General features: G+C 69.1%; 10 protein-coding genes. 4 read left to right on the top strand and 6 right to left on the bottom strand.

The features are described 5' to 3' along the window. Genes JJB11_RS22330 through JJB11_RS22340 form a run of 3 tightly spaced genes read right to left on the bottom strand, consistent with a single transcriptional unit; the run spans position 1 to position 5,043 of the window. Positions 1 to 3,186, bottom strand: coding sequence for an efflux RND transporter permease subunit (locus JJB11_RS22330; protein WP_201176781.1), 3,186 nt, complete (start codon positions 3,184 to 3,186; stop codon positions 1 to 3). A gap of 4 nt (positions 3,187 to 3,190) precedes the next feature. Beyond that, a complete protein-coding gene (locus tag JJB11_RS22335) occupies positions 3,191 to 4,363 on the bottom strand; it encodes an efflux RND transporter periplasmic adaptor subunit (protein ID WP_201176783.1) in 1,173 nt (390 codons plus the stop codon). Further along, a complete protein-coding gene (locus tag JJB11_RS22340) occupies positions 4,360 to 5,043 on the bottom strand; it encodes a TetR/AcrR family transcriptional regulator (RefSeq protein WP_201176784.1) in 684 nt (227 codons plus the stop codon). The genes JJB11_RS22335 and JJB11_RS22340 overlap by 4 nt, the downstream gene beginning before the upstream one ends. Before the next feature lie 163 nt (positions 5,044 to 5,206). Here JJB11_RS22340 and msrA point away from each other — a divergent pair, with 163 nt between their 5' ends. Next, the gene (gene msrA / locus JJB11_RS22345; RefSeq protein ID WP_201176786.1) at positions 5,207 to 5,746 is read left to right on the top strand and encodes a peptide-methionine (S)-S-oxide reductase MsrA; all 540 of its coding nucleotides are present in this window, start codon (positions 5,207 to 5,209) and stop codon (positions 5,744 to 5,746) included. 27 nt (positions 5,747 to 5,773) lie between these two features. On the opposite strand, the gene pdxH is transcribed toward msrA, so the two are convergent. Next, on the bottom strand, positions 5,774 to 6,421 hold the full coding sequence (gene pdxH / locus JJB11_RS22350) for a pyridoxamine 5'-phosphate oxidase (protein WP_201176788.1): 648 nt from the start codon (positions 6,419 to 6,421) through the stop codon (positions 5,774 to 5,776). A gap of 118 nt (positions 6,422 to 6,539) precedes the next feature. Between pdxH and JJB11_RS22355 the strand changes: the two genes are divergently transcribed. Then, positions 6,540 to 7,094, top strand: coding sequence for a nucleotidyltransferase family protein (locus JJB11_RS22355; protein ID WP_201176790.1), 555 nt, complete (start codon positions 6,540 to 6,542; stop codon positions 7,092 to 7,094). Here JJB11_RS22355 and JJB11_RS22360 read toward each other — a convergent pair. Further along, positions 7,091 to 7,702, bottom strand: coding sequence for a gamma-glutamylcyclotransferase (locus JJB11_RS22360; protein WP_340643177.1), 612 nt, complete (start codon positions 7,700 to 7,702; stop codon positions 7,091 to 7,093). The two genes, JJB11_RS22355 and JJB11_RS22360, sit on opposite strands and share 4 nt — an antisense overlap. A 119-nt stretch (positions 7,703 to 7,821) precedes the next feature. Here JJB11_RS22360 and edd point away from each other — a divergent pair, with 119 nt between their 5' ends. Further along, a complete protein-coding gene (edd, locus tag JJB11_RS22365; RefSeq protein ID WP_201176792.1) occupies positions 7,822 to 9,645 on the top strand; it encodes a phosphogluconate dehydratase in 1,824 nt (607 codons plus the stop codon). Continuing rightward, a complete protein-coding gene (gene eda / locus JJB11_RS22370; RefSeq protein WP_201176794.1) occupies positions 9,636 to 10,289 on the top strand; it encodes a bifunctional 4-hydroxy-2-oxoglutarate aldolase/2-dehydro-3-deoxy-phosphogluconate aldolase in 654 nt (217 codons plus the stop codon). The genes edd and eda overlap by 10 nt, the downstream gene beginning before the upstream one ends. Positions 10,290 to 10,479: 190 nt before the next feature. On the opposite strand, the gene gloA is transcribed toward eda, so the two are convergent. Beyond that, on the bottom strand, positions 10,480 to 10,875 hold the full coding sequence (gloA, locus tag JJB11_RS22375) for a lactoylglutathione lyase (RefSeq protein WP_201176796.1): 396 nt from the start codon (positions 10,873 to 10,875) through the stop codon (positions 10,480 to 10,482). Positions 10,876 to 10,879 lie beyond the last annotated feature (4 nt).

Genomic DNA, 10,879 nt, shown 5'->3' on the forward strand with positions numbered 1-10,879 from the left:
TCAGGACAAACCGCCCATTCTAGAAGCCGGGACGGCTTCGGCCCCGGACCCGCCGGAGTCGGCGTGGCGCCCGCGCTTCAACCAGCGGGCCAGGTCGTCCAGGTAGCAGTAGACGACCGGCACCACCACCAGCGTGAGCAGCGAGGACGTGATGACCCCGCCGATCACGGCCTGCCCCATCGGCGCGCGCTGCTCCGAGCCCTCGGTGATGGCGAAGGCCAGCGGCACCATGCCGAAGACCATCGCCAGGGTGGTCATGAGGATGGGCCGCAGGCGCACGCGGGCCGCGTGCAGCAACGCCTGCGAGCGGTCCATGCCCTGCTCGCGCATGCGGATGGCGAAGTCCACCAGCAGGATGGCGTTCTTGGTGACCAGGCCCATGAGCATCACCACCCCGATCACCGAGAAGATCGACAGGGTCGAGTGGAACATCATCAGCGCCAGCACGACGCCGATCAGCGTGAGCGGCAGCGACGTCATGAGCGCCAGCGGCTGCAGGAAGCTCTTGAACTGGCTGGCCAGGATCATGTAGATGAAGATCACCGCCATCGCCAGCGCGGAGACCGCGTAGCCGAAGGACTCCTTCATGTTCTTCGTCGAGCCGCTGAACTGGTAGCGGTAACCCGGGGGAAACTGGATGGTGTCCAGCCGCGCGCGGATCTCGTTCGACACGTCGCCGGCCGCGCGGCCGTACGCGTTGGTGCTGATCGCGACCTCGCGCGTCAGGTCGCGGCGGTTGATCTGGTTGGGACCGGTGGACTCGCGTACCGTCGCCACCTGGTTCAGGTGCACGATGCGCGGCGTGCCGTCGGCGTTGCTGCCCAGCGCGAACGGCAGGTGCTCCAGGTCCTGCGGCGCATTGCGCGCTTCGGGCGCCAGCCGGACGTTCACGTCGTAGGTCTCGTCGTCGGGGGCGCGCCAGTTGCCAACGGTCTGGCCCGCTACCAGCGTGCGCAGGGAACCGGCGATCTGCGCGACCGAGAGCCCCAGGTCGGAGGCGACGTCGCGCCGCACGTGGATAGCCACCGTGGGGCTGTCCGGCTTGGTGCTGGAGTCCAGGTCCACCAGGCCGGGGATGTCGCGGATGCGGTCCATCGCCAGCTTGGCCAGGCGCTCGAGCTCCTTCAGGTCGGGGCCTTGCAGCGACAACTCGATCTGCTTGTTGCCGCCCACGGCGTCCAGCAGCCCGGCATGCGTGACCGTGATGCCGGGCACCTGCTTCAGGCGCTCGCGCAGCACCGCCGCCATCTCGTCGACGCTGCGCTTGCGCGCCTTGCGATCGACCATGCGCACGTACACCGACGCGTACATCTTGCCGGCCTGCGCGGTGTTGATCGTCGACAGCGTGTAGCGCACCTCCGGGAACTCACGGATGATGGACTCCACCTGCCGCGCCTTCGCCTCGGTCAGTTCCAGCGAGGAGCCCACCGGCGTGTAGAAGTTCAGGTTGGTCTCGGAGAAGTCCGCCTTGGGCACGAACTCCGTCCCCAGCAGCGGCACCATGAAGATGGACGTGAGGAAGATGGCGACCGAGCCGAGCACCGTCGCGAGCTTGTGCGCCAGCGACCAGCGCAGGATGGACTGGTAGGCCTCGGCCAGCCGCTCGGTGCTGCGTTCGAACCAGCCCGTCACCCGCCCGATCGTGCGGTCGTAGGTCGTGAGCTTCGCCTTGGGCTTGCCGTGGCCTTCCGCTTCCGGGTCGTGCCAGACCGAGGACAGCATCGGGTCGAGCGTGAAGCTCACGAACATCGAGATCAGCACCGCCGCCACGATGGTCACGCCGAACTCGTGGAAGAACTTGCCGATGATGCCGCCCATGAAGCCGATCGGCAGGAACACGGCGACGATCGAGAAGGTGGTGGCCAGCACGGCCAGGCCGATTTCCTGCGTGCCGTCCATGGCGGCCTGGAAGGGCGGCTTGCCCATCTGCACGTGCCGCACGATGTTCTCGCGCACGACGATCGCGTCGTCGATCAGCAGGCCCACGCACAGCGACAACGCCATCAGCGTCACCATGTTGATCGAGAAGCCGAACGCGTACATGAACAGGAAGGTGCCGATCAGCGCGATCGGCAGCGTGAGTCCGGTGATGACCGTGGAGCGCCAGGAGTTCAGGAACAGGAAGACGATCAGCACGGTGAGCGCAGCGCCTTCCAGCAGCGTGCGGCGCACGTTTTCCACCGCCACGCGGATCGGCCGGGACGCGTCCGCGACCGGTTCGAGGCGCACGCCCGGCGGCAGTTGGCTGGTCATCTCGGCGAGGGTGGACTGCAGGCCGTCGATCACCTCGATGGTGTTCTCGTCCTGAGCCTTGAGCACCTGCAGCAGCAGCGTGCGCTGGCCGTTGTAGAGGGCCAGGCTTTCCACTTCCTGGCCGCCGTCGGACACGCGGGCGACCTGGTTCACGCGCACCGGTGCGCCGTTCTTCCGGGCCACGATGATGTCGCCGAAGTCTTCGGGCCGCTGCATGCGCGCGTCGATCTTCACCACGCGCTCCTGCGCCAGCGAACGGATCGCGCCCACGGGCAGGTCCTGGTTCTCGCTGCGGACAGCGCTCACCACCTGGTCGGCGGTGATGCCCAGCGCTTCCATCGCCGGCGGATTGAGGTAGATGTCGATCTCGCGCTTGGTGCCGCCCACCAGGGTGACCGAGCCGACGCCGCGCACGTTCTCCAGCCGCTTCTTGAGCACCTGGTCGGCCCAGTTGGTGAGCTCCACCGCCGACAGCGGGTGCGCGCCGCCGCGGTTGTCGGGCAGCACCGCGAGCGACCAGATCGGGCGGCTGGACGGATCGAAGCGCAGCACGCGCGGCTCCTTCACTTCCTCGCGGAAGGTGGAGCGCACCGACGCGACCTTCTCGCGCACGTCGTCGGCGGCCTTGCGGCCATCGACCTGCAACTGGAACTCGATGATGACGACCGACTGCCCCTGGTAGCTGCGCGAGGTGAGGGCGTTGATGGCGGCGATCGAGTTGACCGCTTCCTCGATGGGCTTGCTGACCTCGCTCTCGACGATTTCCGGCGAGGCGCCCGGGTACTCCGTTTGCACCACCACCACCGGGAACTCGATGTTGGGGAACTGGTCGATGTTGAGTCGCTGGTAGGAGAACAGCCCCAGCACCACGATGGCGAGCATCACCATCGTGGCGAACACGGGGTTCCTCAGGCTGACGCGGGTGAACCACATGGGGCTAGGCGCCGGGGGATTTGCTGGCCGGCGCGCCGGGCGAGGGCTGGGGCGGCGGCCCTCCGGTGAACTTCACCAGCGTGCCTTCGCGCAGCGGGCCGACATGGCCCAGGATCACCTGGCTGCCGGCCGGCACGCCGCTGACGGCGACCCAGGTCTCCTTGTCCGTTTCCCCGCGCTGCGCCATCTGCACCGTGCGGTGCACCACCTTGCCGCCTTCCACCAGCTGCACGTAAGGCGCCGGGCGATCGGTGCGCACCGCGGACAGCGGCACGGCCAGCGCGGAGCTGCTCCCCATGGTGACGCTGCCCTGCGCGAACAGGCCCTGGCGCAGCCCGGTGGTGTCGGCGATCTCGAGATAGGCCAGCACGCTGCGGCTGCCGGGCTGCGCGCTCGGATTGATGCGCGCCACGCGAGCTGCAACCGGCCGGGCGCTGCCTTCTACCTGCAGCGCCGCTTCCTGGCCCACGCGCAGGTCGACGGAGTCCGCCGCGGTGAGCATCGCTTCCAGCTCCAGGTGGGACAGGTCCACGATCTCCAGGATCTTGCTGTCCACCGCGACCCTCTCGCCGGGCTGCGCGAGCCGCTGCGAGATCACGCCGGAGATGGGTGCGCGCAGCACCGTGTCCTCGAGGGTCTTGCGGGCCAGGTCCACGGCGGCCAGCGCCGCCTTGTGCGTGGCCTGCGCGGCGGTGAGGTTGTTCAGCGAGGTGTCCAGCGCGCTCCTGGAAATGAAGCCCTGATCCACCAGCGCCTTGTTGTTGTTGAACTGGCGTTCGGCGATGTCGATCTGCGCCTTGGCGGCGTCGGCCTGTTCCTGCGCCTGGTTCAGTCGGGCCTGGCCCTCGACGCGCTCGATGCGCGCAAGCACCTGGCCGGCCTGCACGCTGTCGCCTTCGCGCACCTTGAGGTCCTGCAACTCGCCGGGCACGCGCGCCTTCACGAAGGCGGAGTTCACCGCCTTGATGGAGCCGGAGATCGGCAGCACGCGCCGCAATTCGTGCGTATCGGCTCGCACGACGTCGGTCCGGGCGAGCTCGATGATCGGCTGCGCCCGCTGCGCGGCGAGTGCGGCCTGCGCTTCCTGCTGGGCGCGACGCGCGCCGATCGCGCGGATGCCGCCCACAGCGACGAGGGCGACGACCGCCGCCACCACGCCCCAGTGCCAGCGCTTCATGCCCGGCCCCGCGGCGCCTCGGCGCGTGCGCACAGCCCGTTGACCAGCAGGTCGGCCATGGTCTCGACGTAGCGCTGCGCATCGAGCGGATAGTCCTGCGGCGCACACGCGCCGAGCGAATGCTTCATCATGATGAGGAAGATCATGGGTGCGACCAGGGCATAGACGCCGTACTCGACGTCGATGGGCGCGAACTCGCCGCGGTCGACGCCGCGCTGCAGGATGCGTCGCATCAGGTCCGTTCCCGGACGGATCACTTCCTGCTGGTAGAAGGTCGCGAGTTCGGGGAAGTTGCGCGCTTCGCTGATCATCAGTTTGGTGATGCCCGAGGCGCGTGTTGCGCCGATGCGCTCCCACCAGACGCGCAGGCAGTAGCGGATCATCTCGGCGGTGGAGCCTTCGAACGCCGCGAACTCCTCTTCCCACTCCGCGAAGCGGCCGGACATGTTCTCGCGCACGACCGCCTTGAACAGTTCTTCCTTGCTCGGGAAATACAGGAACAGGGTGCCCTTGGACACGCCGGCGCGCGCGGCCACTTCCTCGGAGCGCGTGGCGGCGTAGCCCTTCTCGACGAAGAGGTCGAGCGCGGCGTCCAGCAGTTCGCCGGGTCGCGCTTCCTTGCGCCGCTCGCGCTTGGCCTGGGGGTCTTCGCCACGTTCGGCGAGCTTGCTAGAAGGCATGGGAGGGACAGCGGCCGGGCATGCGAGGGCACGGCCCGCTGTTAATGACTGACTGGTTAGTAATATAGCTGGGCTGCGCCGGCCGCGTCAAGGCGCCCTTCCAGGCCCGCAGGCGCCGGGGAATTCGGGCACGCGCTACAGTGGGGCGAACACGGAGAGCGAGATGAGCGACCTGCAAACGATCGTGCTGGGCGGCGGCTGCTTCTGGTGCACCGAGGCGGTGTACAAGGAAGTGCGCGGCGTCACCGACGTGGAATCCGGCTACAGCAACGGCGACACCGAGCGCCCCAGCTACGACGAAGTGTGCACGGGCCGCACCGGGCATTCGGAGGTGGTCAAGCTCACCTACGACCCGGCGCAGGTCAGCACGCGCCAGCTGCTCGAGATCTTCTTCGTCGTGCACGACCCCACGCAGATGAACCGGCAGGGCAACGATATGGGCACGCAGTACCGCAGCGGCATCTACTACACGACGCCCGAGCAGAAGCAGGTCGCCGACGACATCATCTCCGAGCTGGGCAAGGACAAGGCGTTCGGCCGTCCCATCGTCACGGAGGTGCTGCCGCTGCGCAATTACTGGCCGGCCGAGAGCTACCACCAGGACTTCTTCGAGAAGAACCCGACTCAGGGCTATTGCCTCGCGGTGGCCGCGCCCAAGGTGGCGAAGTTCCGCAAGACCTTCACCGAGCTGACGCGCAGCTAGGCGAGGCGCGCCGGCGCGAGCGGCGCCTCAGGGCGCGAGCCGCTCGCGCAGCCAGTCGTTGCCGGCGCGGCGATAGCGCAGCCGGTCATGCAGGCGGCTCTTGCGCCCTTGCCAGAACTGCCACTCGTCCGGGACCAGCCGGTAACCACCCCAGTGCGGCGGGCGCGGCGGGTTGAGCAGGAACTGCGCGCTGAATTTCGCCGCGTTCGCCACGAGCACGCTGCGCCCCGGGATGACCTGGCTTTGCGGACTGGCCCAGGCGCCGATGCGCGAGTCGAGCGGCCGGCTGGCAAAGTACGCATCGCTCTCCTGCGCGCTCGTCTTCTCCACGCGTCCTTCGATGCGCACCACGCGTTCGAGCTCGACCCAGTGGAACTGCAGCGCGGCCCACGGATTGCCCGCCAGCTCCTCGCCCTTGCGACTCTCGTAGTTCGTGTACCAGACGATGCCGCGTGCGTCGTAGCCCTTCAACAGCACGATGCGCGTGCTCGGTCGCAGGTTGCTGGCGACGGTGGCGACCGTCATCGCATTCGGTTCGGGCACTGCGCAGGAGATCGCCTCCGTCAGCCATTGATCGAACTGCTTCAGCGGATCGGCGTGCGAAGCGTCTTCGCTCAGCTCGGCGCGTTCATAGCTCTTGCGCAAGTCGGCGATTCGGTCGGCGGTGCTGCTCATGCGGCGATTTTCGCATCGGCGGGCGCCTCCCGTTCCGGGAACATGATGCGCGGGCCGGGGTTCACCCCATGCAGAATGGATCCCGTGTCGACAACGCTTCGGCGCTCGCCAAATCTCCATGGATGAACCAGCCTCCAACAGCCCCGTGGTCCTCGTCCTCGCCTCCGGGCGGGGCGAGCGCTTCGTCGCGTCCGGCGGCAGCGGCTCCAAGCTGAAGGCCCTGCTCGCGGGAAGGCCGGTGATCGAGCACACGCTCGCTGCCGTGCGTGCGAGCGGCCTGCCGTTCCACGTCGAAGGCAGCGGCCACCCGGGCATGGGCGATTCCATCGCCGCGGCGGTGCGTGCGACGCCGAACGCCGGCGGCTGGCTGGTGCTGCCCGCGGACTTGCCCCTGGTGTCGCCGGAGTCGCTGCGTGCCGTGGCCGCCGCGCTCGCCCATGCCTCCGTGGTGCTGCCGACGTACCGCGGCACGCGCGGTCATCCGGTCGGCTTCGCGCGCGAGCACGGGCCGGCTCTGCAGAGGCTGCAGGGAGCGGAGGGGGCGGCCGCCATCGTTCGCGCTGCGCAGCCGCTGAAGCTGGAACTCGAGGACGAAGGCATCGTCGCCGACATCGACACGCTGGCCGACCTCGCGCGTGCCGAGTCGCTGCTGGCCCGGCGCGGCCGCTCCTAGCTCCGCGTCGCGTCTTCCTCGCGCTCGCGGATCAGGCGCAGCAGCTTCTCGAGGTTGCGGTCGTGGATGTCGTGCCGCTTCAATTCCTCGTGCGTGCGGTGCGCGTAGTCGAGCGTGGTGCCGTAGATGCCCGAGGCGCAGGCAAAGATCGTCCGGTACTCTTCCTCGCTGAGCTCGCCGGTGTGGCTGGGACTCTTGCGCGAGAGCGTGAAGGCCAGCGCGCGCACGCGCCCTTGCGGAGTGTCGGCCGGCAGCCAGCGCGGGTCGTAGACGGCCAGCTTCATCTCGCGCTGCCACAGCCGCGCCAGCGCGGCGCCGCCTTCCTCGCGCGCGATGCGGAACACCACGCCGCGGCAGGCACCGCCCGTGAGGAGGCCGAAGACCAGCCCCGGCCGCTCCGGCGTGCCGCGGTTGATGCGGCTCCACATCTTCAGCGCTCGGTGCCAGCCGTGCACGCGCGCCGGGCGCCGCTCCAGGAAGTCGAACTCGGGCCGCCAGATGAGGGAGCCGTAGCCGAACACCCAGAGGTCCTCCTGCCCGCCCCATTCGGCGAGCGCCTGCTGCAGCAAGGCCTCGGGATCCCGCGCGGGACGAATCACTTCGCTCACGCTCTGCACTCTAGCCGAGCACGGCGCCGGCTGGAAGTTGGTAACCGGTTCGTACCGGCATCCGCGCCACAGCAGCGGGTCCGGGGAGTAGGATGCTCACAACACGTGATCCTCCCACCATGAAACTGCACCCCGTCCTCGCGGCGGTGACGCAGCGCATCCGCGAACGCAGCGCGCCCACGCGCTCCGCCTACCTCGACCGGATTGCCCAGGCCGCCGCCCGCGAGCGTGGCGCCGACCGCATGGGCTGCGCCAACGTCGCCCATGCCTTCGCCGGCATTCCGCCGAACGACAAGTTCCGCGTCGTCGCCGAGCGCGCGCCCAACATCGCGATCGTCAACTCCTACAACGACATGCTGTCGGCGCACGCGCCTTATGGCAGCTATCCGCCGCTGATCAAGGAGGAGGCGCATCGCCTCGGCGCCAACGCGCAGGTCGCTGCCGGCGTGCCGGCCATGTGCGACGGCGTCACGCAGGGCACGGCCGGCATGGAGCTGAGCCTGTTCTCGCGCGACGTCATCGCGATGGCGACAGCGGTGGGCCTGAGCCATGACGTGTTCGACGGCGCGCTCCTGCTGGGCATCTGCGACAAGATCGTCCCCGGCCTGCTGATCGGGGCGCTGCAGTTCGGCCACCTGCCGATGGTGTTCGTCCCCGGTGGCCCGATGCCCAGCGGCCTGTCCAACACCGAGAAGTCCAAGGTGCGCGAACTGGCGGCGCAGGGCCTCGTGGGCCGCAAGGAGTTGCTCGATGCGGAAGAGAAGGCGTACCACACGCAGGGCACCTGCACCTTCTACGGCACCGCCAACAGCAACCAGATGCTGATGGAGGCGATGGGCCTGCACGTGCCGGGCGCGGCCTTCGTGCAGCCGCAGGACGACCTGCGCGGGGAGCTCACGCGCGAAGCGGTGCGCACCGTGCTCGCGAACCTGAAGTCGCGCCGCTACACGCCGATCGGACGGCTCGTCGACGAACGCAGCATCGTGAACGCGATGGCCGCCCTGCTGGCCACGGGCGGATCCACCAACCACCTGATCCACTGGGTGGCGGTGGCGCGTGCCGCCGGCATGGTGATCGACTGGGACGATTTCGACCGGCTCTCCTCGGTCGTGCCGCTGCTGGCCCGCGTGTACCCGAACGGCGTGGCGGACGTGAATGCGTTCCAGGACGCGGGCGGCCCTGGCTACGTGATCCGGGAACTGCTCGATGCGGGCCTGATGCACGACGACGCCCTCACGGTGCGCGAGGGCGGACTGCGCGAGTACACGCGCATCCCGCACTGGGGCGAAGGGCGCAAGGGGCTTGCCTGGGCCGACGCCGGCGCGTCGGGGGACGACAGCATCCTGCGGCCGGCCGGGCAGCCCTTCAGCCGCACGGGCGGACTCAAGCTGCTCACCGGCAATCTCGGACGCAGCGTGATCAAGGTCTCCGCCGTGCCCGAGGACCGGCACGTGATCGAGGCACCGGCACGCATCTTCGACAGCCAGGACGACTTGCTGGCTGCCTTCAAGGCGGGCGAACTGGAACGCGACGTGGTGTGCGTCGTGCGCTGGCAAGGACCGCGCGCCAACGGCATGCCGGAGCTGCACAAGCTCACGCCGCCGCTGGCGGTGCTGCAGGGCAAGGGGTTTCGCGTGGCGCTGGTGACCGACGGGCGCATGAGCGGCGCCTCGGGCAAGGTTCCCGCGGCGATCCACGTCTCGCCCGAAGCGGAGGCGGGCGGGGCGCTCGCGCTCCTGCGCGATGGCGACATCGTGCGGCTCGATGCGCCGGCGGGGCGGCTGGAGGCACTGGTGGATGGAGAGGAATGGAGCCGGCGCGAGCCGGCGCGGATGACCGACGCGCAGCGCGAGCACAACGCGCATGGCGTCGGACGCGAGCTGTTCGGCGGCATGCGCCGCAATGCGCTCGAGGCGGAAAGGGGCGCCTGCACATGGCTTTGAAAGACATCACGACGCGGCTGACGCCGCTGGAAATCATGCAGGATGCGCCGGTGATCCCGGTGATCGTGCTGCAGGACCGAACTCAGGCGGTGGCGATGGCGCGCGCGCTGGTAGCCGGCGGCATCCGCATGCTGGAGGTCACGCTGCGCACGCCCGTGGCGCTGGCGTGCATCGAGGCGATCGCCAAGGAGGTGCCCGAGGCCGTGGTCGGCGCGGGCACCGTGCGCAGCGCGGCCGACGCGCAGGCCGCGGCGCTGGCCGGCGCCCGGTTCGCGGTGAGCCCCGGCTACACGCAGGAGGTGGGCAAGGCCTGCCACGACCTCGGGCTGCCGCTGCTGCCCGGGGTGGCCACGGGCAGCGAGATCATGCAGGCGCAGGAAGGCGGCTACACCGCGCTGAAGTTCTTCCCTGCGCTACCCGCCGGCGGCACGGCGATGCTCAAGGCCTGGCACGGCCCGTTCAACGACGTGAGGTTCTGCCCCACCGGCGGCATCACGGCCGGCAATGCGCGCGAATTCCTGGCGCTGCCCAATGTCGCATGCGTCGGCGGCTCCTGGCTCGTCCCGACCGACGCGCTCGCGTCGCAGGACTGGGCGCGCATCACGCGCCTCGCCAGCGAAGCCGCGGGCTTGCCGCGGGGTTGAGGAAGGCGGGGCCGGGAGCGGGAGCGGACTACCGGACGCAGAGGGCGCAAAGGAGCGAAAGGACGCGGAAGGACTTCCATTCTTGAATGGATGTTCTTTTGCGTCCTCTGCGAAACCTTTGCGTCCTCTGCGTCCGGTTGTTGGTTGTCGGCTGTCCGCCTTCACCCCGCTCCGGCAGGTCCACTGCCGCCTATTCGGAGTCGCCGGTGCGCTGGATCAGTTCGATCTTGTAGCCGTCCGGGTCGGTCACGAAGGCGATCACGGTGTTGCCGCCCTTGACGGGGCCGGGTTCGCGCGTGATGTTGCCGCCCGCCGCACGGATGCGGTCGCAGGCGGCGTAGGCGTCGGGCACGCCCAGCGCGATGTGACCGTAGGCGCTGCCCAGCTCGTACGAGGACACGCCGTAGTTGTAGGTCAGCTCGATCTCGGCGTGCTCGGGGTTGCTGCCGTAGCCGACGAAGGCCAGCGAGTATTTCTGCTCCGGCCGGTCGGTGGTCCGCAGCAGCTTCATGCCCAGGACCTGGGTATAGAAATCGATCGACCGCTGGAGGTCGCCGACGCGCAGCATGGTGTGGAGGATCCGCATGGGA

The organism is Ramlibacter ginsenosidimutans (genome assembly GCF_016654015.1).
Taxonomy (GTDB): Bacteria; Pseudomonadota; Gammaproteobacteria; order Burkholderiales; family Burkholderiaceae_C; genus Ramlibacter; species Ramlibacter ginsenosidimutans.

Coding starts and splice junctions, on each gene's coding strand:
- JJB11_RS22330 (WP_201176781.1), bottom strand. CDS start 3,186: ATGTGGTTCACCCGCGTCAGCCTGAGGAACCCCGTGTTCGCCACGATG.
- JJB11_RS22335 (WP_201176783.1), bottom strand. CDS start 4,363: ATGAAGCGCTGGCACTGGGGCGTGGTGGCGGCGGTCGTCGCCCTCGTC.
- JJB11_RS22340 (WP_201176784.1), bottom strand. CDS start 5,043: ATGCCTTCTAGCAAGCTCGCCGAACGTGGCGAAGACCCCCAGGCCAAG.
- msrA (WP_201176786.1), top strand. CDS start 5,207: ATGAGCGACCTGCAAACGATCGTGCTGGGCGGCGGCTGCTTCTGGTGC.
- pdxH (WP_201176788.1), bottom strand. CDS start 6,421: ATGAGCAGCACCGCCGACCGAATCGCCGACTTGCGCAAGAGCTATGAA.
- JJB11_RS22355 (WP_201176790.1), top strand. CDS start 6,540: ATGGATGAACCAGCCTCCAACAGCCCCGTGGTCCTCGTCCTCGCCTCC.
- edd (WP_201176792.1), top strand. CDS start 7,822: ATGAAACTGCACCCCGTCCTCGCGGCGGTGACGCAGCGCATCCGCGAA.
- eda (WP_201176794.1), top strand. CDS start 9,636: ATGGCTTTGAAAGACATCACGACGCGGCTGACGCCGCTGGAAATCATG.
- gloA (WP_201176796.1), bottom strand. CDS start 10,875: ATGCGGATCCTCCACACCATGCTGCGCGTCGGCGACCTCCAGCGGTCG.